Here is a 20,815-nt window from a genome sequence, read left to right on the forward strand (position 1 = left end):
AAAGGGGAAAACCTTACCGTACAAACCGTGGCGAGTTTTGCGGGTAGCCCTCCTGACCGGAGCTCTCCTTGACAGGCCATTATATCGTGACCTGTCACCGCTTAAGAGAATACTTGTAAGCGGTATGGGAGAAGGTGGCTGAAAGCTACGGCAAGTTCCATAGCTTGGTGATGGGACTATGGGAGTGTCTAAATACCGCCTGCTGGGGATGGGCACTCTCTGAAAGGGCGGACTACAAATAGCCCAGCCTCAAACTGTACAGTTTTGTACAGTTTGGATGACCAGGAAAACAAGTGGCAGTCTATAAAGTTGTGGAGATTGGTGATCCGATTTTAAAAGAAATAGCCAAGCCCATAAAAGAAATAACACCCAATATAATAAAGCTTCTGGAAAATATGGCTGATACCATGTATGCGTATAACGGGGTTGGTCTGGCAGCTCCGCAAATTGGGGTAAGTAAGAGGGCAATTGTGGTGGATGTTGGGGAAGGGTTAATTGAACTTATTAATCCCGAAATTATTGAGGTTTCCGGTGAAGAAAAGGATATTGAGGGTTGTTTAAGTGTTCCTGGAGTGCAGGGGGAGGTTGTTAGAGCGAAAAAGGTGACGGTAAAAGGATTAAATCGTTACGGTGAGGAAATTGTGATACCAGCGGAAGGGTTGCTGGCCAGAGCTTTTCAACATGAGATTGATCATTTAAATGGTATTTTATTTGTGGAAAAGGCGGACAATATTGTCAGAAAGGGTCGCTAATAATATGCGTATTGTCTATATGGGTACTCCGGAATTTGCGGTAAAACCTTTAGCTAAGTTAATTTCCCACCATGAAGTGGCTTTGGTGGTAACTAAACCCGATGCCGCTGCGGGCAGGGGTAAAAAAGTTATTTCTTCACCGGTCAAGCTATTTGCCCAGGAAAACCATCTCAGGGTTATTACACCTTTAAAGTTTAATGAAGAGGTTTACCGGGAGATTTTAGCCGTAAAACCGGAGGTTATTGTAGTAGCTGCTTATGGCAAACTTTTACCCAGAGAGATTTTAAATATTCCTCCTTATGGTTGCTTAAATATCCATGCCTCTCTTCTCCCCTTTTACCGGGGGGCTGCACCCATTGAACGCTGTCTTATGGCCGGAGAAAAAGAAACGGGAATTACGATAATGTATATGGATGAGGGGCTTGATACAGGAGATATTGCTTTACAGGAAAAGGTTGCAATTAACCAGGAAATTACCGGGGGAGAGTTAAGAGAAATTCTGGCAGAAATTGGTGCGGATTTGATAATTGAAGCATTAAAAAGGCTTAGAGAAGGTGGTCTTCCCAGAGTTCCGCAAGACCACCAGTTGGCAACCTACGCACCACCCCTTAAAAAAGAAGATGAAATTATCCACTGGGCCGATTCAGCTGAAAAAATAAGAAACCAAATAAGAGCTTTAAATCCTGTTCCTGGGGCATATACCGTTTTTCGCGGGAAAAAAATAAAAATATGGAAGGCGAAGGTGGGGGAGTTTTCTGGAAAAAAGCCGGGGGAGATAATTTTTGCTGATAGAAAAAACGGGTTTTTGGTTGCTACGGGAGAAAGGGGTTTACAAATCTTAGAACTTCAACCGGAAGGCGGTAAAAAAATGTCGTGGGAAAGTTTTTTAAATGGTTATCGACCTCTTGTGGGGGAAACCTTTGAATGCTAAATTTTTACAAGCAAAAAATCTTTATAAAATCTCTTTTTAAGCGTGATGTACGAAAAGATATTCAAAAATATATTTCATTGGTGAATGATAAAACACTAAAATATGGCCCGTTTTCTCCGGAAAAAGTGTTATTGCTTTTGCCCCATTGTTTGCAGAAAGCTGATTGTCTTTATAAAATTACTTATGATGTGCAAAATTGCCGTGAATGCTTCCGGTGTCCGGTGGGAGTTTTAAAGTGTTATGCCAGGGAACGGGGATTAAAAATTGCCGTTGCTGCAGGAGGAACTGCGGCAAGGCAATTTGTCAAGAGTATGCAGCCGGAGGTTGTCTTTGCAGTGGCTTGTGAAGGGGATCTGTTTTCGGGGATGAATGATATCCCGGTTCTTTCCCTTGGACTGATTAATTTAAGACCTAAAGGACCATGTTTTGAAACATTAATTGAGTACGATAAATTTTATTATTATTTAAACCGGTTGATTTGGTAGGTGCTTTTGGTGAATTTGCGCGAATTGGTAATAAAAACCCTGGTTGAAGTCGAAAAAAATAATTCTTACGTAAATCTCTTATTACCTAAATTAATTGCTAATTTAGGCAAAAAAGAAGATAAAGATTTTGTTGTGGAACTTACTTACGGTGTTTTAAAACAACTTAAATTGTTGGATTACATGGCGGGAAAGCTCCTGAAAAAAAGGAGCAAGCTTCCGCCTTTTGTCATTAATGCTATCCGGGTAGGGCTATATCAACTGTACTTCTTAGATAAGGTACCAACCTATGCGGCAATCAATGAGACGGTTGAAGCGGTAAAGCGAAATTATCGGGGGTTTACGGGAGTTGTTAATGGAGTTTTACGTAATTTTATTAGGCGGCGAGAGGAAATTACAAAAATAGACGTAAGCGATGAGGTGGAGTATTTAGCCATTGCTTACTCCCATCCTGAATGGATGGTAAAGCGGTGGCTAAATCAATATGGATACACAAAAACGGTGGAGATACTGAAGTATAATAACCATCAGCCTAACCTAACTTTAAGGATTAATACCTTAAAAATCTCTCCAAAAGCTTATTGTGACCTGTTAAACGAAAAAAACATTAATTTTAAACAACTGCCGTATTTACCCGAAGGAGTGGTAATTTTAGGTAAGGTTGGAGTTAAAGAGCTACCGGGGTACGATGAAGGCTTATTTTATATTCAGGATACTGGTTCGATGTTTATTGCCTATTTAATTAACCCTGAACCCAATTCGGTGGGGATAGATGCGTGTGCGGCACCGGGAGGTAAATCTACCCACCTGGCACAGCTTATGGGAAATAAAGGGATTATTTATGCCTTTGATGTCCATCCCGGAAGACTTAAATTAATTGAGGAAAATGCCCACCGTTTGGGGATTAATATTATAAGATGTTTATTGGGGGATGCCACAAGATTAAAGCTACCCGATGGGGTAAATCCCAACTGGATTCTGGCCGATGTACCCTGTTCGGGTACGGGTGTTCTGGCGCGAAAGCCGGATGCCCGCTGGCAAAAGAGCGAGGAAGAAATAATAAAGTTATCTCAATATCAATTAGAGATTTTAACCAACTTATCCAAGCTTTTACCACCGGAAGGAATATTAGTTTATTCAACCTGCAGTATCGAGCCGGAAGAAAATGAAGGGGTTGTGGAAAATTTTTTAAGAAAAAACCCAAATTTTGTTTTAGTAAAGCCTCCAGAATGGTTTTTTAATTTAGGTATTGTAAAAAATAATTACTATCTACGTTTGCTTCCAGGGGAAATAGGAGATGGTTTTTTTGGTGTAATTTTAAAAAAATTATGTTAAAAGGCGGGTAGTAAATGAGGGCATTTTTAGATTTAAATCCGGAAGAAATAGTGGCTTGGCTGAAAGAAAATAATGAAAAATCTTTTCGCTTAAAACAGATAAATGAGTGGATTTTTAAACACGGAGAATTGGATTTTAATAAAATGACAAATCTACCGGTAAGATTGCGGGAAAAGCTTAAAGAAAATTTTTTGTTGCCTTCTTTAAAAATTATTCACAGCAAAAAATCAAGGGATGGACAGAGCATTAAATACTTGCTAAAGCTTAAAGATAACCTGGGAATTGAAGCGGTTTTATTAAAGTATCGCTACGGCAATACCGTTTGCCTATCCACCCAGGTGGGTTGCAAAATGGGCTGCAAATTTTGTGCTACCGGGCTGGGGGGTTTTTCGCGTAATTTAACGGCTGGGGAAATGATAGAACAAATACTGGTGCTTAAAGCAAGTAGTTCGGAAAAAATTACCCGGGTAGTGCTAATGGGGAGCGGTGAACCCTTAGATAATTTTACCGAAGTACTTAAGTTTATGCGGAAAATTAATGAAAAGGACTGCTTAAATATTAGTTACCGGAAAATTACCATTTCAACCTGCGGAATGGTACCCCAAATTAAAGCTCTTGCCGAGGAAAAGCTTCCCGTTACATTAGCCATTTCTTTGCATGCGCCAGATGATGCGCTCCGGAATGAATTAATCCCGATTAATAAACGCTGGGGTTTGGCGGAACTTTTAGATGCTGCTTGGTACTTTATAGATAAAACCGGAAGGCGTGTTAGCTTCGAGTATGCTTTAATAGAAAATGTTAACGATACCGTTGAACACGCCTTGAAACTTGCGCAGTTATTGCAGAGAAAACTTGTTCATGTTAATTTAATCCCGTACAATACAATTGAAAAGAGAAATTTTAAAACTCCTTCAGTAGAAAAAATTAATAAGTTTAAAGAAGTTTTAAAAAGGGCAGGAATTCCCGTTACTGTTCGCCGGGAGTTAGGCGATGAGATTGACGGAGCTTGTGGTCAATTAAAAGCAAAGTATTTTGAGGTGTAAAAATGAAAATTGTGGGGAGAACAGCTAAAGGACCGGTACGGGCTCTCAATGAAGATGCATATTTTATTGACGAAAAAAAGAGCATTTTAGCGGTTGCTGATGGAATGGGAGGCCATTCGGGCGGAGCCGTTGCCAGTCAATTAGCGGTAAGAATCATTGCCGAATATTTTGACCAATTTAGGAGCGGGGAAATAATTGAAGCGGAAAAAAGCATTCAGGAAGTTTTTCAAATAATTAATAAGAAAATTAAAGAGCAGCAAAATAAAGATGCAGACTTAAAAGAAATGGGGACAACCCTAACTTTGGGTATATTTGCCGGGGAAAATCTTTTTATCGGTCACCTTGGCGATAGCCGTGCTTATGTCTTTAGGGCGAATAAATTGCTAAAGCTTACGCAGGATCATACTTATGTGGCCAAAATGGTTTCCCAAGGGATTATAACGGAAGAAGATGCTATTTCCCATCCCTACCGGCATCTTTTGCTCAAAGCTTTAGATGGGGCAAATGAGGAAGTGGATATTGTTAAGTTTCAAGTTCACCCGCAGGATCTTTATCTTTTCTGTACCGATGGTTTATTAGACGGAATAAAGGAGGCTGAACTTGCCGAATTCCTTAAGACAAATCGGACAATGGCGCTAGAAAACTTGGCGGATGAGTTAATTCGGCAAGCTTTGCTTAAGGGGTCCCGGGATAATATTACCGTTGTTCTTGCCCGGTTTGCCGAGGAGAGAGAGGTGAAGAAATGATCGGGAGAGTATTAGCCGGTAGGTATAAAATCCTTGAAACCCTGGGTGGCGGGGGGATGGCGGTTGTTTATAAAGGACAGGATTTACTTTTAAACCGCTACATAACCATCAAAATTCTTCGACCTGAATTTACCAGTGATGAGGAATTTGTAGAAAGATTTAAACGGGAAGCTAAGGCTCTTGCCAGCCTTTCTCATCCCAATATCGTTAACATTTACGATGTCGGACAGGAAGATAATACTTATTTTTTAGTAATGGAATATGTTGAAGGTAAAAATTTAAAAGAAATAATTCGAGAAAAAAATTTAGGTTTACGTGAAAGTGTGAGGATTGTTTTACAGGTTGCTTTGGCTTTGGGTCATGCCCATCAACACGGTATCTTGCACCGGGATGTAAAACCACAAAATATCATTATCACTCCCGAAGGAATCGCCAAATTAACCGATTTTGGCATTGCCGGAAATGTTACCTCCTCGACAATCAACAAAGATAAAGAAATTTTGGGTTCAGTTCATTACCTATCGCCCGAGCAGGCCAAAGGTGAAAGCTTGACTTTTGCTTCCGACCTTTATTCTTTAGGAGTGGTGTTTTATGAATTAGTGACAAAAAGACTGCCTTTTACCGGTGATTCCCCAATAGCTGTGGCTTTAAAGCAGATAAATGATCTACCAAAACCACCTTCTTCTTATAATAAAAATATTCCTGACGAACTAGACCGAATCATCTTGAAGTTATTGAGTAAAAAGCCAGAGCAAAGATATAAATCCGCTTATGAGTTAATTGCCACTTTAAAAAAATTGGATTTGCCGGAAGAAAATTTTGCCGAGGATAGCACGATGACCATTATATTGGATAAAAACCAGTTTTCGGAAGTTCGCGGTAAAAAAAGATTGAAAACTTCCGGAATTATAGCCCTGGTGGCTTTATTTCTGGCTTTAATTGGTGGTTTGGGGTATTTTTTGTATAATTATTTTAATGTCAAAGAAGCGGTGATTCCCGAGGTTCGCGGGCTTGGAATTGGGGAGGCGAAGCGAAAGTTAGAGGAACTTGGTTTTACCAATATCATTATTTCTTCGGCATACCACGAAACAGTTCCCAAGGATAAAGTGATTTCTATTGACCCTTTACCGGGAGAAAGGGTTAAAGTTGTTCGACCGATTTATTTGGTTGTTAGTAAAGGAAAGGAAATGGTGCTGGTTCCCGATGTGCGGGAAAAAGATATTCATGATGCCCGGGTGATTTTGGAAAATGCAGGATTAAAAGTAGGTGAAATAAACGAAATATATGACGAACGCTTAGCACGGGGTACCGTTATTGAACAGGATCCAGAACCAAACACTGAAGTGGAAAAGGGATATAAAATAAAACTTATTTTAAGCAAGGGAGCAAAACCGGCCTGGATTACCGTACCTGATTTAAGGGGCAAACAAATTGAAGAGGCTCGAAAAACACTGCAGCAGGTGAAATTAGTCCTTGATGATACTATTAAAGAGGTAGATAGTACCGAATATTTTGCAGGGCAAGTTGTTACTCAAAATCCCCTTCCGGGGAGTTTAGTGGAGGAAGGCTCAAAAGTTAGAATTACCGTATCTCGTGGCCCTGGCCCGGTGAGAAAGTCTGTTTTAGTGACTTTAGAAGTGCCAAATGATGGCCAAAAACATTCGGTCAAAATTGTTGTAAAAGATGTAAGACCTTCTGAAGTAATTGTTTATGCTAATGATAGTGAAGAGCCAGGAACCGTTCTGGAAAAAGAAGTATACTATTATGGAAAAGGGAGAATTAAAGTGTATTTAGATGCTGTAGTGATAGAAGACAAGGAGGTGAACTAATTCATTGGAAGGTCTCGTTGTTAAAAATTATGCAGGGTTTTATTATGTTGATACCGGAAAAGCTATTTACATGTGTAAAGCGCGCGGGAAGTTTAAAAAAGATAATATAAAAATTTTAACCGGTGATAGGGTAGTAATCAGAGAACTGGTTCCTAATTCTGAGGGAGTTATCGAAAGCTTACTACCCCGTAAAAACGAGTTAATAAGACCACCAATTGCCAATGTCGATCAAGTATTGCTTGTATTTGCTTTTGCTGACCCCTTTCCCAGTACCGAATTAATTGATCGGTTGCTGGTCATGGCATATGCTTTAAGGCTTGAAGTGGTTTTGGTATTTAATAAATTTGATTTGGTGAATCCGGAAAGCCAAAAGCTTTTTGAGTATTATAAAAAAATATTGCCAAAGGTTGTTGCCATTACTGCCAGAGGTGACACTGGGATTGACGAGTTAACTGATTATTTAAACCAAAAAATTTCCGTTTTAGCAGGGCCATCGGGAGTGGGAAAAAGTACTTTAATTAATCGTTTGGTACCAGGAGCAAAATTGGCTACCGGAGAGGTAAGTCCTAAAATAAAAAGGGGCAGACACACCACCAGGCACGTGGAGTTAATAAAATTACCCTTTGGCGGATTTATTGCGGATACTCCTGGATTTAGTAATTTAACTTTGCCGGAAATGGATAAATTAGAGCTGCAGAGCTATTTTCCTGAATTTAATCAAAATCGGAAATATTGTTATTTTCCTAATTGTCTCCATGTTAAGGAACCAAACTGCCGGGTGAGAGAACTTCTGGAAACCGGGGAAATTCCGCCCTTTCGTTATGAAAACTATTTAACCTTTTTAGAAGAAATTACCAGTGACGAAAGGAGCAGTTAACTTGCTTGTTAATATTGCACCCTCAATTTTAAATGCGGATTTCAGTAATCTTGAACTTGTTTTAAAACAACTGGAAACAGGTGGGGCAAAATATTTACATCTGGATATTATGGACGGGCATTTTGTACCTAATTTAACTTTTGGTCCACCGGTTGTAAAAAGTTTAAGAGCAAAAACTAATTTGATTTTTGATGTGCATTTAATGGTTGAAAAGCCGGAAAGTTTAATCGAGCCCTTTATTGAAGCGGGGGCGGATATGATAACTATCCACTGGGAAAGTACCAGGCATCCCCACCGCTTACTTCAAAAGATTAAGGATTCGGGGAAAAAAGCTGGAATAGCTTTAAATCCTGCTACTCCGCCGGAAAATCTTGAATATCTTTTGGATTTAATAGATTTAATATTGATAATGTCCGTTAATCCTGGTTTTGGTGGCCAAAGCTTCATTAATAATCAACTTACGAAGATAAGGAAAGTAAAAAGTATGGTTTGTAAAGCTCCTCAGGAAATTTTATTGGGTGTTGATGGCGGGATCAATTTACAAACGGCTCCGTTAGTGATTGAGGCCGGGGCGAATTTTCTTGTTACCGGTAGCTTTTTGTTTAAGGGTGATGTAATTAAAAACCTAAAAGATTTGTTGGCAGTTTGTCAAAAAAGCTAAATTATTGACAGCAAAAATACCTCTTAATATAATTAAATTAATTTAATACTGCTTAATCTTACTACCTTCGGGGTCAGGTGGAATTCCTAACCGGCGGTAAAGCCCGCGAGTCCGTAAAAATTTACGGATAGATCCGGTGAAATTCCGGAGCCGACAGTTAAAGTCTGGATGGGAGAAGGTATAATGGGTTCATTTTTTGCCTTTTTACCCCGAAGCAGAAGCTTTGGGGTTTTAAATTTTTTGCGAGGGGTTAATATGAACGACCAGCAGTTAATGAAAAGGGCGTTAAAGCTTGCTAAAAGAGCTTTGGGAAGAACTTCGCCAAATCCTGTAGTGGGAGCTGTTATTGTTGATAAAGATGGAAATATTGTAGGGGAAGGATACCATAAAAAAGCTGGCTTACCCCATGCTGAACGGGAAGCATTAAAGGCGGCCGGGGAAAAAGCCCGTGGCGGTACCATGTACGTAACTTTAGAGCCATGTTGTCACTATGGACGAACACCACCCTGTACCGAGGCGATAATTGCGGCAGGTATAAAAAAGGTGGTAGTTGCCGTACGGGACCCGAATCCCAAGGTTTCCGGAAAAGGTATTGAAATTTTACGAAATGCAGGAATTGAAGTTGTTGAAGGGGTTTTGGCGGAAGAGGCTTTTTACCTTAATGAAAAATTTTTTAAGTTTATTAAAACGGGGCTACCTTTTATTTCTTTAAAATGGGCGATGACGGTTGATGGTAAAATTGCCACCGAAACTTATGACTCCCGTTGGGTTTCCGGTGAGAAAAGCCGGAGTTTTGTCCATAGGTTACGGAATGAATATGATGCAGTTTTGGTGGGAGCAAAGACCTTAATTATAGATAATCCACTGTTAACTTGTCGGATACCCCAGGGGCGAAATCCCTACCGCATAGTTTTATCTGGAAGTGGAAATTTACCGGAAGGTCTAAATATTTTTCAACTTGAAAAGGAGAAAAATGTTTTAATTACCGCCAGTAAAAAACTACCAAAACATGTAAGCAACGGATTTGGTCACATTGTAACTGCTCCTTTAGGGGAAAATAGGATTAACATTAAAGAGGCTTTTTTGGAACTTTCCAGGCTTGGAATCATTTCAATTTTGGTTGAGGGCGGAGCGGTGGTCCATGCGAGTTTACTACAAAATAGACTTGCGGACAAAGCATATATCTTTATTGCACCCAAGATAGTTGGGGGGAAAAATGCTCCCGGACCAATTGGTGATTTAAAAATAAGTTTAATGAAAGATGCCTTGCCGTTAGCAATACACAAGTTAAGACGTTTTGGGGAAGATGTTTTTATTGAAGGCTATTTTTCAGGAGGGTAAAATGTTTACAGGTCTTGTAGAAGAGCTTGGAAGAGTTCGGGAAATTAAAAAAAGCGGGGAGTCGTTAACATTAACCGTTGAAGCCAAGACAATTCTTGAAGATGTAAAATTAGGTGATAGCATCGCTGTTAACGGTACTTGCCTTACGGTGGTCAATTTTGGCAACGATTATTTTGAGGCGGATGTTATGCCCGAAACTTATACTAAAACAAATTTAAAATTCTTAAGTCCCGGGGATAGGGTAAATCTTGAAAGAACTCTACGGCCTACGGATCGTTTGGGAGGTCATATTGTTCAAGGTCATGTGGATGAAGTGGGGTGGATAGTTGAAATAAGAGCAAAAGAAATTGCCAAAATAATAAAAATAAAAGCTTCCGAAGGTTTTTTACAGTATTTGGTTCCAAAAGGGTCGGTCGCGGTTGATGGCATAAGCTTGACGGTAGTTGATGTTTATAACGATTCATTTACTGTCTCAATAATTCCCCATACGTTTAAAAACACTACTTTAGGCTATAAAACAATTGGTTCTCCGGTAAACTTGGAAGCGGATATTTTAGCAAAGTATGTTTTTAGTTTTATAAAAAAACAGGGAGCATCCCGGAAAATTGACCTAAATTTTCTGGCCGAACATGGCTTTTTATAAAAGATAGGGGGAGAAATAAATGGGCTTTAACACCATTGAAGAGGCTTTAGAAGATTTAAAACAGGGGAAAATGGTAATTGTGGTTGATGATGAAGATCGGGAGAATGAAGGAGATTTGGTTTGTGCAGCAGAAAAGGTAACTCCGGAAATAGTAAATTTTATGGCAAAATACGGTAGAGGTCTCATTTGTGTTCCTATGGAAGGAAAGCGCTTGGATGAATTAGAAATTCCAATAATGGTAACGCAAAACACCGATCCTCATCATACAGCCTTTACCGTGTCGGTTGATGCCGTGGATACCCATACCGGAATTTCAGCTGCGGAAAGAGCTAAAACCATTTTAAAATTAATAGACCCGCAAGCACGACCGCAGGATTTTCGCCGGCCTGGACATATCTTTCCCCTGCGGGCAAAAGAAGGAGGGGTATTAAGGCGGGCAGGCCATACTGAAGCGGCTGTGGATCTAGCAAGGCTGGCCGGACTGTATCCGGCAGGCGTTATTTGTGAAATTATGCGTGACGATGGACAGATGGCTAGAGTTCCGGATTTGCTGGAATTTGCGCAAAAACATAATTTAAAAATCATTACCATTGCCTCATTAATTCAATATCGTCGTCGTAACGAAAAGCTGGTAGAACGGGGAGCTTTTGCCATGCTTCCTACAAAATACGGGGAATTTGTTGCTGTTGCTTACGAAAGTCTTTTAGACCATCAAACCCACTTGGCGGTAGTAAAAGGAAATGTTGCTGATGGTGAGCCGGTTTTAGTGCGAGTGCATTCCGAATGTCTTACCGGTGATGTTTTCGGAAGCTTACGGTGCGATTGTGGAGACCAGTTGCAAACAGCTCTTAAAATGATTGAAAAAGAAGGACGCGGAGTACTGTTATATATGCGTCAAGAAGGAAGAGGAATTGGGCTGGCAAATAAGATAAAAGCTTATCACTTGCAGGATATGGGAAAAGACACCGTTGAAGCTAATGAGGCGCTAGGTTTTCCAGCGGATTTGCGGGATTATGGAATTGGCGCGCAAATTTTAGCCGATTTAGGAATTAAAAAAATCCGGCTTATGACAAATAATCCTAAGAAAATTAAGGGGCTTGAAGGCTATGGTTTAGAGATTGTTGAGAGGGTACCGATAGAAATTCCACCTAAAAAAGAAAATAAAAAGTATCTGCTTACCAAAAAGAAAAAATTAGGACATCTCTTAAATCTAACTGAAAATTAATGGAAAGGAGAATTAAAAAATGCAGGTATTTGAAGGAAAGCTTAACGGGAAAGGATTAAAAATTGGAATAATTGTTAGCCGGTTTAATGAATTTATTACCCAAAAGCTTTTAGCTGGAGCTTTGGATTGTTTGACCCGGCATGAAGTAGAAAACACCAATATTGATGTTATCTGGGTGCCTGGGGCCTTTGAAATACCATTAGTTGCCAAACGGGCAGCTCACAAAGATTATGATGCAATTATTTGTTTAGGGGCAGTAATCCGTGGAGCAACTCCTCATTTTGATTATGTAGCGGCTGAAGTAGCCAAGGGAATTGCTGCGGTTGGTTTGGAGGCTAACAAGCCGGTAATCTTTGGCGTATTAACCACCGATACCATCGAGCAGGCCATTGAAAGGGCTGGTACAAAAGCCGGGAATAAGGGCTGGGAGGCAGCCTTAGCGGCTATTGAAATGGCAAATTTATTTAAGAAAGTATAAACTGGAGGGTTTGGTTTGGCAATTGGGGTTATAAGTGATATTCACGGAAGTTTACAAAGATTTATCAAAGCTTACGATTTTCTTAAAGATACCGAATTTATCCTTTGTGCCGGGGATGTCTTATACCATGGGCCGAGAAACCCATTACCGGAAGGCTATGATCCGGCCGGTTTAGCAAAATATTTAAAAAGCATCAAGCAAAAAATTTATATTGCACGGGGAAATTGCGATGCTGAAGTTGATGAAACATTCCTGGGGATTCCCTTTTTTTCCCCTTTTTTCTTAACCGAATATCGGGGTAAAAAGCTCATGGTTGTTCATGATTTTGAAAAGTTAAAAGAAAATTATTTGGAGCTTGCCGATATAGTTATTCATGGTCATTCCCATGTTTGGCAAATTGAAAAGTTTTCCAACTGCATACTGCTTAATCCAGGTTCACCATCCCTTCCTAAAGGTTTTAAACCGGTGCCAACAATTGCGATAATTGACCGGGATATAAAAATAATTGATATTGTTACAGGCAACATAGTAAAAACCGTAGGTGATTTAAGAAAGGAGTAGTAACATTGAGCGATTATTTAGTAAAAGGTATGGCAGGGGAATTTATAAGGTTTACGGGAGTTAGTAGTAGGCAAACCGTTGAGGAAGCAAGAAAACGGCATAACTTATCCCGTTTGGCGACGGCGGCCCTTGGAAGGGCTCTGACCGCAACGATTATTTTAGCATCCGATTTAAAAAACCCCGGTGATTTATTAACCCTTAGAATTTTTGGTGATGGACCTTTAGGTGGGATAGTATGTTCGGCGGGAAATGATGGCATGGTTCGTGGTTACTTGTTTAATCCGGAAGTCGAATTGCCGCTTAATGATGCCAACAAACTTGATGTGGGACGGGGAGTAGGCAAAGGCCATTTATACGTAACAAAGGATTTAGGATTAAAGGAACCATATACCGGGACTGTGCAATTAGTGTCTGGAGAAATTGCCGAAGATGTGGCTTACTATTTGTATTACTCGGAACAAAGGCCAAATGTTTTTAACTTGGGAGTTTTGGTTAATCCCGATGGTTCAGTCGCTCAGGCGGGAGGATATTTAATTGAAATTTTGCCGGGAGCACCGGAAGAAATAATTAGCACTCTTGAACAAAATTTAGGGGAACAGCAGTCTCTGACCTATCAACTACAACAAGGTAAACATATCGAAGAAATTATTCAAGAAGTGGTAAATCCTTATAAGACCGAAATTTACGTAAAAAAACCTGTTGGTTTTTTATGCAGATGCAGTAGAGAAAAGCTTTTACCTCATTTAATAGGACTTTACTCTGAGGTAAAAGATGAGGAAATAGTTGAAGCGGTCTGTCATTTTTGTAGAGAAAAATACACTTTTTCAGGAAAAGAAATAAAAGAATATAAAGAAAAAAATACCTGACGCCAATTTTGGCGTTTTTTTTTAAAGAAAAAAGCCGTGCTTTTGCACGACTTTATTTTATGCTCTTTGTACTTTCCCTGATTTCAGGCAGGTAGTGCAAACGGTTATTCTTCTTCGGGTTCCATTAACAACAGCCCGTACTCTTTGTAAATTGGGGAGCCATTTTCTTTTCGTATGAATATTCGAATGGCTTATTTGATGACCATAAACTACGCCTTTCCCGCAGATTTCACAAACCTTAGCCATAAAGTACACCTCCTGCTCTTACTGTGCTAAAATATATACATGTAAAAGATATCAAAAAGCTAAAGGTTTTGCAAGGGGTAATGGAAAATTGATACCAAAGAAAATGCTAAAAGAGTAAGGATAAGGAGTTTTGCTATGGATATTCCGGTTCAGTACTTAAAAGGCGTAGGGCCACAAAAAGCCAAACTTTTGCAAAAGTTAAAAATTGAGACGGTAAAAGATTTAATTTACTACTTTCCGAAACGTTATGAGGATCGCAGTTCTTTAAAAAAAATAAGTGAATTAATTAATGATGAAGTGACAACGGTATTAGGAACTGTTGTTGAGGTGAAAGAAGTTATACCCAGGGACAAGTTAAAAATATTAAAAGTTGGGATTAACGACGGTTCCGGTACTGCCTATGGTTGTTTTTTTAACCAGTCTTATCTAAAAAATGTTTTTATTAAAGGGAAAAAAGTTTATTTTTACGGAAAAGTTGAAAAGAGATTTTTCGAAACAAATATTTATGTTTATGAGTATGAATTTTGGGATAAAGAATTACTCCATACCAATCGCTTAGTACCAATTTATCCGTTAACGGAAAACCTTTCTCCCAAAACATTTCGCCAGTTAATTAAAAATGCTCTTGACAAATATCTTGAGGAAATAACCGAGCCTTTACCGGAGGAGATTTTAAGGAAATATAGTTTGCCAGACCTTAAGCAAGCTTTAATGAATTTACATTTTCCGGAAAGCAGCGAACAGTCCGAATTAGCGCGACGTCGAATGGTTTTTGAAGAATTTCTCTTGTTTTTCCTGGCCATTGGATTATATAAAGAAAATTATCAGAAAAAGCCCGGGATTGTAATTGCAGGAAGTGGAGAGTTAGAGAAAAAATTTATTGATTCGCTCCCTTTTAAACTGACTTCAGCCCAGGAGAAGGTTTGGAGAGAAATAAAAGAAGATTTAGCAGCTAAAAAACCAATGAATCGCTTGGTGCAGGGAGATGTGGGGAGCGGTAAAACCATTTTAGCTGCCCTTGCTCTGGTGAAAGCAGTGGAAGCGGGGTTTCAAGGGGCTTTAATGGCGCCCACTGAAATCTTAGCGGAACAGCATTATTTGAACTTAAGCCGTCTTTTTGCTCCTCTCGGGATAAAGGTAGTTTTGCTTTCGGGGAGTTTATCATCGGGCAAGAAAGAAGCAGTTTATAAAGCCATTAAAAATGGGTACGCTGATGTAATAATTGGAACCCATGCTTTGATTCAGGAAGCTGTTATTTTTGATAATTTAGGGCTGGCTGTGATCGATGAACAGCACCGGTTTGGAGTGGAACAACGAAGTAGTCTTGTGGAAAAAGGGTTATATGTTAACCAGTTAGTTATGTCGGCTACCCCAATTCCCCGTACGCTTGCTTTAACTTTATACGGTGATTTAGATGTTTCTATTGTTGATGCTTTACCTGCGGGGAGAAAACCGATTAAAACATATTGGCTTTCTTCTCAGGATAAAGGTAAAGCTTACGCCTTTTTATTAAAGCAAGTTGCTGAAGGACGCCAGGGTTATGTGGTTTGCCCCCTGGTTGAAGAGTCGGAAAAACTTCAAGTAGAGGCAGTTACTAAGCTTTACGAAAAGCTTTCTAAAAAATTTCCCCAGTTTAAGTGGGGTTTAATGCACGGACGGTTAAAACCTGCGGAAAAAGAAGAGGTAATGGAAAACTTCCGTAAAAATAATATTCAAATCTTGGTTTCGACTACGGTAATTGAAGTGGGAGTTGATGTGCCCAATGCCAATGTTATTATTATAGAGGATGCCTGGCGTTTTGGTTTAGCCCAGCTTCATCAAATTCGCGGTCGGGTAGGCCGGGGTGAGCATCAATCCTACTGTTTTCTTTTAGGAAACCCCAGAAATCAGGAAGGTATTTTTAGGATGAAAATTATGGAAAAATACAATGATGGATTTAAAATTGCGGAGGAAGATTTGAAATTAAGAGGGCCAGGAGAACTTAGCGGAACCCGTCAGTCAGGGGCCTGGGAATTTAAACTTGCCGATATTGTGCGAGATCAAGCCATATTGTTTTTAGCTAAAAAGGAAGCAGATGAGATCTTAACCAATAAGGAAAATCATCGTGCGCTTATTACCCTTGCTTTGGAGAAATATGGAGATAAAATTAATATGCTTCAGAAAAATTAACGAAAGGCAGACCGTTACTTGGTCTGCCTTTTTTCATGCTCCAAGTTTTTTTTCTTAGCTTCATTTCTGTTAACTTCAGCAAAAAATTTATCGTCCAGTAAATAGACGTCGCGGTAAAGGTTAAATGTCTTTTTTTCTTTCATTTTTGCTTCCTCCCGTAATTTTTTTTTATTATTACCAATTTTACAAATAAAAATACCGATAAAATTTTTGTTCTCTTGTTATAAAGTTTTGGTGCGAAAAAAAAACTAATTTTCAAGAGGAGGTGAAAAAATGCCTAAGAAAGCTAAAAAAAATTTTGAGCTTACTCCCGAACACCGGCAGTTTATGTTTGAATTGGCCAATGAAGTCGGGGTTGATGTAAACAAAGTTATTTTAAAAACAAAAAATACCGAAAATGTGAATATCAAGCCAGTTGAGGATTAATCTTACTCGCATAAAAAAAATTAACCGAGAAAAAATAAGAGTACCAATCCAGAAAAGGAGGTGATAAAGATGGCTCGGAATGAAATTATAGTACCTCAGGCCAAACAGGCTTTAGAGCAGTTCAAGTGGGAAACTGCTCGGGAAGTTGGGCTTAATATTCAACCGGGACAATATGGTGGCGACATTCCGGCAAAACAATGGGGTAGATTAGGTGGCAATATGGTCAAAAAGTTAATTCAGCAAGCGGAATCCCAGTTAAGTGGTCAATTTCCTACTACCTAAAAAGGAGGCATAAAAAATGGCACGAAATGAAGTGGTAGTACCTCAAGCCAAGCAAGCCTTAGAACAATTAAAATGGGAAACTGCCCGGGAAGTTGGAGTTAATGTTCAACCGGGACAATATGGTGGCGATATTCCGGCAAAACAATGGGGTAGATTAGGTGGTAATATGGTCAAAAAATTAATTCAGCAAGCGGAGCAACAGCTTTCTGGAAAAGTCTAACTAACTTTTTGTGGGGCAGAGGGGGTTAACCTTCTGCCCCCCTTTAATTTAAGTACATTTCCACATTTTCCGGCTGGACGTTTTCGTGTACTGCCATGGTGATGCCCCCGGCAATTACTTTAGCAAGATTTAACAATAAAAAATCAATTTCTTTTGGCGTTACCGTAAGATTATTAGAAAATGGCTCTAAAACTTCCCGGACTAAGGTAATTATTCCCGCTTGCCTGGCTTTTAAAAATTGGTAAAATTGTTTTGATGAACTGAATTTATCCAAAAACATTTCCAGGGTATTTTTGGCGATAATAGCTGCGTTAACCACCGTTGGGCAGCCAATGGCGATTACCGGAATTCCCAAAACTTCACGATTTAATCCTGGACGTTGGTTTCCTATCCCTGATCCTGGATTTATTCCTGTATCTGCAATTTGAATAGAAGAACAAATTCTTTCTACATTGGCGGCAGCTAAAGCATCTACAGCAATTACAAAGGAAGGATTGATTTTTTCAACGATGCCTTGAACAATTTCTACCGTTTCAATTCCTGTAATACCTAAGACTCCGGGGGAAATAGCTGCAACATTTTTAAAACCCTTGCTCAGGGCTTCATGTTTTAAGTTAAACAAATGGCGCGTAACGAAAATATAGTCTACCACTTTTGGGCCCAGCGCGTCGGGAGTTGCGTGCCAGTTTCCAAGCCCTACTATTAATATGGGTCGCTCATCATTTATTGTTAGCATTGTTTTTAGAATATTTGCCAAGGCCAACATAATTTCTTTCTGGGCAGTTCTGTTTTGACTTCGAAGCACCGGGGCATCAATTGTAACATAATTCCCGATGGGTTTTTGCAAGTGAGCTGCACCCTGCTCGTTTAGAATTTCAACTTTGGTTATTTCATAATTTTCCTTTTTATCTTTAATCACTTTAACTCCGGGAATTTCAACCCCAGCTTCACCTCTTAATAATTCGTGGGCTTCAACGGCCATGTCAATTGTTACTCCTAAAGTATTAAGAAGCTCCATTATTGCCAAAAGTATCACCTCAGCGAGTAGTGTGTGACGAAGGAAGAAATTTTATAAGGGAGGAAAGGGTTCTTGCAAAAAGTGGAAATTATCGCAAAAATTATTGCCAATTTAAGAGGGTACGCTTTAAAAATAGATCCCGATGCTACCGTTACCGACTACCTTAAAGCGGTGGAAAACCTTGTAGAAGCAGGGGAATATTACCGGGAAGCAGGAACAAAAAGTTGTCTTAAATGTGTGAAATGTTGTTATGAAAGAATTCCCTTAACTAATGTTGATGTTATTATGCTTCGAAGAGGATTAGGGGAAAAAAATGGACAAAATATTGACCTTTATCATTTTCTACGAGATTATACTGAAATATTTATTAAAGGTTGGGAAATTGATATAATTTTAAAAAGAAATGAAAATGGAGCTTGTGTGTTTTTAAATGAAAAAGATAGAAAATGTGAAATTTATGCCTTTCGGCCTTTTGTTTGCCGCAGTTTTTATTGTATTCCAACTACCGAGGAAACGGAAACAATTCGCATGGCAGTTGTTAATTTAGGAGAGGATGCTTTGGTCCGGGAATATTTATTATATTTAAGGGAGTATGGTTTAACTCCTTATTGGACTCGTGCTGTAAAACCAAAACTAAATGTAAATTATTATCCTAAGAATATTTTTTGGAAAAAAGAAAATTATGAAATTAGAATAAAAGATATTTTGCAGTATCTTTAAAAAAAATGCTGGCATTACGCCAGCAAAGAGAGGAGAAACCGGAGGAAGAGCAAATGGGGGAGGGTGTATAGAATTTGCTCTCTTCCGGAGCATTAGGTAGTATTTCCGCCATACATTAAAATTATACATTGATGGTGGTAAAAAATGCGGATAATAACAGGAGATGCCCGGGGTAGAAAATTAATTGCACCTAAAGGCTTAAAAACCAGACCAACTTCGGACCGGGTTAAAGAAGCGATGTTTAATATTTTAGGATATAGGGTAATAGATGCGGTTGTCCTTGATGGTTTTGCGGGAACCGGAAACCTTGGCTTGGAAGCATTAAGTCGGGGGGCTAAGTTTTCTTATTTTATTGAAGCCGATAGAGAAGCTTTTAGCTGTTTGCGCCGAAATATTGAAAATTTAGGCTATGGGGACCGGGCAAAAGCGATTTTAGGAGATATTTTTAAAATTTTACCCCACATTAATGAGAAGTTTGATTTGATATTTTTGGACCCGCCCTACGGGTATGGTTTTGAAGAAAGGGCGGTATTGACTATTTTGCAATTAGGGTTACTTAAAGAAACCGGTCTTATCGTGGTTGAAACGGCAAAAAAAATCGGTTTAAATATAAGCTCTGAAAAGCTGGGGTTGATAAGGGAAGCGGTATACGGGAATACGTTACTGGGGTTTTATCAATTAAAGCGAGGGGGAGAATGATTTGCGCATAGCAGTTTATCCGGGTAGTTTTGATCCTATAACCAACGGTCATCTGGATATTATTGAAAGAGCGGCCGAGCTTTTTGACCGTTTAATTGTTGCCATTGCCAAAAATCCGATGAAAAAACCTTTATTTACCCTGGAAGAACGCTTGGATATGTTGCGGGAAACGTTGAAATATTACCCTAATATTGAAATCGATAGTTTTGAGGGCTTAACGGTTAATTATTTAAAAGCCAAAAACGCTCAGGTTATAATTCGGGGACTTAGAGCTATTTCGGATTTTGAAAATGAATTTATGATGGCTTTAACCAATAAAAAGTTGGTGCCGTGGGTTGAAACTATTTTTTTAATGACCAAAGCAGAATATTCGTTCATAAGTTCAAGTGCTGTAAAGGAAGTGGCTATGTATGGAGGATGTTTAAAAGGATTGGTACCTGAATATGTCGAATTAAAATTAAGGGAAAAATTTCAGAAGGAAGGGTGTTAATGAATGGATATATTGAAAATATTAGAGGAGCTTGAAGATAAAATAATTGATAGTCCTAAAATTCCCTTAACAGGAAAAGTTTTAATGGATGAGGAACAACTGCTGATGTATATTGATAAAATAAGGAGTATCTTGCCGGATGAAATAAGTAAAGCTAAGGGAGTTCTTGAATCCAGGGAAAATCTTTTAGCCAAAGCTAAAATAGAGGCGGAGGAGATTTTGGAAAAAGCAAAGCAGCAAGGGGAAAAGTGGTTAAGCGAATCGGAAATGCTTAAGATTGCCGAGGAAAGAGCAAGAGAGATTATTGCAAAAGCAAATAGTACCGCCCTTGAATTAAAGCAGGGGGCGCGGCAGTATGCAGTAGAGGTTTTGGAAAAGCTGGCTTTTAATTTAAATGCCGCTTTACAGGAAGTAACAAAAGGTCTTGAAGAACTTAAGAAATAAATTTTTTTGAAAGCTTTTTTAAAAAATGAAGAAAAAGGTAAAATACCAAAGCTGAAACTACTGAAATTGATAAAAGTTTTGGGGAATTTAAAATTGGAGAATTTTGTCCTGTAGCAACCGGCATGGTAACTTTTAAGAAAAGCATAGTTGAAATTCCAGTACTTAATAGACCGTGCAGGGGCCGTGTTTTTAAGTAAAGCTTTGCTGTTAAATCAGTTCTGGAAATTAGGGCTATAATTTGGGCCAGTACTGAAATTCCTCCAAAACTTAAAATAAAACTCGTTAAGATAAATTTTGTTAGCGGAGTGAAATTTAACTCCGCAATTTTTTT

The 20,815-nt window shown here is 39.0% G+C and carries 27 protein-coding genes and 1 riboswitch; of the genes, 23 read left to right on the plus strand and 4 right to left on the minus strand.

Annotation, left to right across the window (positions count from 1 at the left end):
- The first annotated feature begins 293 nt into the window (after positions 1-293).
- From def to hslO, 15 genes are all read left to right on the plus strand, one after another.
- Entirely contained in the window at positions 294-752 is a 459-nt protein-coding gene (gene def / locus CARFE_RS0112490) for a peptide deformylase (protein ID WP_011344391.1), read from the plus strand.
- Complete coding sequence (gene fmt, locus CARFE_RS0112495) at positions 733-1,683, plus strand: methionyl-tRNA formyltransferase (protein ID WP_245570796.1); 951 nt, start codon at positions 733-735, stop codon at positions 1,681-1,683. The genes def and fmt overlap by 20 nt, the downstream gene beginning before the upstream one ends.
- Positions 1,677-2,168, plus strand: coding sequence for a DUF116 domain-containing protein (locus CARFE_RS15210; RefSeq protein ID WP_051250320.1), 492 nt, complete (start codon positions 1,677-1,679; stop codon positions 2,166-2,168). The genes fmt and CARFE_RS15210 overlap by 7 nt, the downstream gene beginning before the upstream one ends.
- 9 nt (positions 2,169-2,177) lie before the next feature.
- Entirely contained in the window at positions 2,178-3,500 is a 1,323-nt protein-coding gene (gene rsmB, locus CARFE_RS0112505) for a 16S rRNA (cytosine(967)-C(5))-methyltransferase RsmB (RefSeq protein ID WP_161625144.1), read from the plus strand.
- A 14-nt stretch (positions 3,501-3,514) separates the two neighbouring features.
- Positions 3,515-4,543: a 23S rRNA (adenine(2503)-C(2))-methyltransferase RlmN gene (gene rlmN / locus CARFE_RS0112510; protein ID WP_028052977.1), complete on the plus strand. Its 1,029-nt coding sequence runs from the start codon at positions 3,515-3,517 to the stop codon at positions 4,541-4,543.
- A gap of 2 nt (positions 4,544-4,545) precedes the next feature.
- Positions 4,546-5,289: a Stp1/IreP family PP2C-type Ser/Thr phosphatase gene (locus CARFE_RS0112515; RefSeq protein ID WP_028052978.1), complete on the plus strand. Its 744-nt coding sequence runs from the start codon at positions 4,546-4,548 to the stop codon at positions 5,287-5,289.
- Positions 5,286-7,118 (plus strand): protein kinase domain-containing protein, encoded by a 1,833-nt coding sequence (locus CARFE_RS0112520; RefSeq protein ID WP_028052979.1) that lies wholly within the window; start codon positions 5,286-5,288, stop codon positions 7,116-7,118. Before CARFE_RS0112515 ends, CARFE_RS0112520 begins: the two co-directional genes overlap by 4 nt.
- A gap of 4 nt (positions 7,119-7,122) precedes the next feature.
- A complete protein-coding gene (rsgA, locus tag CARFE_RS0112525; RefSeq protein WP_028052980.1) occupies positions 7,123-7,995 on the plus strand; it encodes a ribosome small subunit-dependent GTPase A in 873 nt (290 codons plus the stop codon).
- A complete protein-coding gene (rpe, locus tag CARFE_RS0112530) occupies positions 7,976-8,656 on the plus strand; it encodes a ribulose-phosphate 3-epimerase (protein ID WP_245570797.1) in 681 nt (226 codons plus the stop codon). The genes rsgA and rpe overlap by 20 nt, the downstream gene beginning before the upstream one ends.
- A 59-nt stretch (positions 8,657-8,715) precedes the next feature.
- Positions 8,716-8,840: riboswitch (FMN riboswitch) on the plus strand.
- The gene (gene ribD / locus CARFE_RS0112535) at positions 8,840-9,997 is read left to right on the plus strand and encodes a bifunctional diaminohydroxyphosphoribosylaminopyrimidine deaminase/5-amino-6-(5-phosphoribosylamino)uracil reductase RibD (RefSeq protein WP_245570798.1); all 1,158 of its coding nucleotides are present in this window, start codon (positions 8,840-8,842) and stop codon (positions 9,995-9,997) included. (Overlaps the previous riboswitch by 1 nt.)
- A gap of 1 nt (position 9,998) precedes the next feature.
- Positions 9,999-10,640 carry a riboflavin synthase gene (locus CARFE_RS0112540; RefSeq protein WP_028052983.1) on the plus strand — a complete coding sequence of 214 codons (642 nt, stop codon included), beginning with the start codon at positions 9,999-10,001 and terminating at the stop codon, positions 10,638-10,640.
- Positions 10,641-10,659: 19 nt separating this feature from the next.
- Complete coding sequence (locus CARFE_RS0112545) at positions 10,660-11,865, plus strand: bifunctional 3,4-dihydroxy-2-butanone-4-phosphate synthase/GTP cyclohydrolase II (protein WP_028052984.1); 1,206 nt, start codon at positions 10,660-10,662, stop codon at positions 11,863-11,865.
- A 19-nt stretch (positions 11,866-11,884) separates the two neighbouring features.
- Positions 11,885-12,343 (plus strand): 6,7-dimethyl-8-ribityllumazine synthase, encoded by a 459-nt coding sequence (ribH, locus tag CARFE_RS0112550; RefSeq protein WP_028052985.1) that lies wholly within the window; start codon positions 11,885-11,887, stop codon positions 12,341-12,343.
- Positions 12,344-12,358: 15 nt separating this feature from the next.
- Positions 12,359-12,904 (plus strand): phosphodiesterase, encoded by a 546-nt coding sequence (gene yfcE / locus CARFE_RS0112555; RefSeq protein ID WP_028052986.1) that lies wholly within the window; start codon positions 12,359-12,361, stop codon positions 12,902-12,904.
- Between the two features lie 5 nt (positions 12,905-12,909).
- Complete coding sequence (gene hslO / locus CARFE_RS0112560) at positions 12,910-13,770, plus strand: Hsp33 family molecular chaperone HslO (RefSeq protein ID WP_028052987.1); 861 nt, start codon at positions 12,910-12,912, stop codon at positions 13,768-13,770.
- A gap of 57 nt (positions 13,771-13,827) precedes the next feature.
- Here hslO and rpmB read toward each other — a convergent pair whose 3' ends face one another.
- Positions 13,828-14,016, minus strand: coding sequence for a 50S ribosomal protein L28 (gene rpmB, locus CARFE_RS0112565; protein WP_011344376.1), 189 nt, complete (start codon positions 14,014-14,016; stop codon positions 13,828-13,830).
- Positions 14,017-14,103: 87 nt separating this feature from the next.
- On the opposite strand from rpmB, the gene recG reads away from it, so the two are divergent.
- Positions 14,104-16,185, plus strand: coding sequence for an ATP-dependent DNA helicase RecG (recG, locus tag CARFE_RS15215; protein WP_281170190.1), 2,082 nt, complete (start codon positions 14,104-14,106; stop codon positions 16,183-16,185).
- A gap of 14 nt (positions 16,186-16,199) precedes the next feature.
- On the opposite strand, the gene CARFE_RS16775 is transcribed toward recG, so the two are convergent.
- Positions 16,200-16,328: a hypothetical protein gene (locus CARFE_RS16775; protein WP_011344374.1), complete on the minus strand. Its 129-nt coding sequence runs from the start codon at positions 16,326-16,328 to the stop codon at positions 16,200-16,202.
- Positions 16,329-16,458: 130 nt separating this feature from the next.
- On the opposite strand from CARFE_RS16775, the gene CARFE_RS16235 reads away from it, so the two are divergent.
- The 3 genes from CARFE_RS16235 (at position 16,459) to CARFE_RS0112590 (ending at position 17,113) form a co-directional block, all read left to right on the plus strand.
- Positions 16,459-16,611, plus strand: coding sequence for a hypothetical protein (locus tag CARFE_RS16235; protein ID WP_154652773.1), 153 nt, complete (start codon positions 16,459-16,461; stop codon positions 16,609-16,611).
- Positions 16,612-16,680: 69 nt separating this feature from the next.
- A complete protein-coding gene (locus CARFE_RS0112585; protein ID WP_011344371.1) occupies positions 16,681-16,893 on the plus strand; it encodes an alpha/beta-type small acid-soluble spore protein in 213 nt (70 codons plus the stop codon).
- A 16-nt stretch (positions 16,894-16,909) separates the two neighbouring features.
- Positions 16,910-17,113 (plus strand): alpha/beta-type small acid-soluble spore protein, encoded by a 204-nt coding sequence (locus tag CARFE_RS0112590; RefSeq protein WP_011344370.1) that lies wholly within the window; start codon positions 16,910-16,912, stop codon positions 17,111-17,113.
- 43 nt (positions 17,114-17,156) lie between these two features.
- Here CARFE_RS0112590 and gpr read toward each other — a convergent pair whose 3' ends face one another.
- On the minus strand, positions 17,157-18,131 hold the full coding sequence (gene gpr / locus CARFE_RS0112595; RefSeq protein ID WP_028052988.1) for a GPR endopeptidase: 975 nt from the start codon (positions 18,129-18,131) through the stop codon (positions 17,157-17,159).
- Between the two features lie 81 nt (positions 18,132-18,212).
- Here gpr and CARFE_RS0112600 point away from each other — a divergent pair, with 81 nt between their 5' ends.
- From CARFE_RS0112600 to CARFE_RS0112615, 4 genes are all read left to right on the plus strand, one after another.
- A complete protein-coding gene (locus CARFE_RS0112600; protein ID WP_245570802.1) occupies positions 18,213-18,851 on the plus strand; it encodes a YkgJ family cysteine cluster protein in 639 nt (212 codons plus the stop codon).
- Between the two features lie 144 nt (positions 18,852-18,995).
- Entirely contained in the window at positions 18,996-19,550 is a 555-nt protein-coding gene (gene rsmD, locus CARFE_RS0112605) for a 16S rRNA (guanine(966)-N(2))-methyltransferase RsmD (RefSeq protein WP_011344367.1), read from the plus strand.
- Position 19,551: 1 nt separating this feature from the next.
- A complete protein-coding gene (gene coaD, locus CARFE_RS0112610; protein ID WP_011344366.1) occupies positions 19,552-20,040 on the plus strand; it encodes a pantetheine-phosphate adenylyltransferase in 489 nt (162 codons plus the stop codon).
- Positions 20,041-20,043: 3 nt separating this feature from the next.
- Positions 20,044-20,484 (plus strand): hypothetical protein, encoded by a 441-nt coding sequence (locus tag CARFE_RS0112615; protein WP_028052990.1) that lies wholly within the window; start codon positions 20,044-20,046, stop codon positions 20,482-20,484.
- On the opposite strand, the gene CARFE_RS16480 is transcribed toward CARFE_RS0112615, so the two are convergent.
- The coding region (locus CARFE_RS16480) for a hypothetical protein (protein ID WP_028052991.1) at positions 20,474-20,815 on the minus strand (342 nt) is incomplete at its 5' end. The two genes, CARFE_RS0112615 and CARFE_RS16480, sit on opposite strands and share 11 nt — an antisense overlap.

This window comes from Carboxydothermus ferrireducens DSM 11255, from assembly GCF_000427565.1.
Lineage (GTDB): Bacteria > Bacillota > Z-2901 > Carboxydothermales > Carboxydothermaceae > Carboxydothermus > Carboxydothermus hydrogenoformans.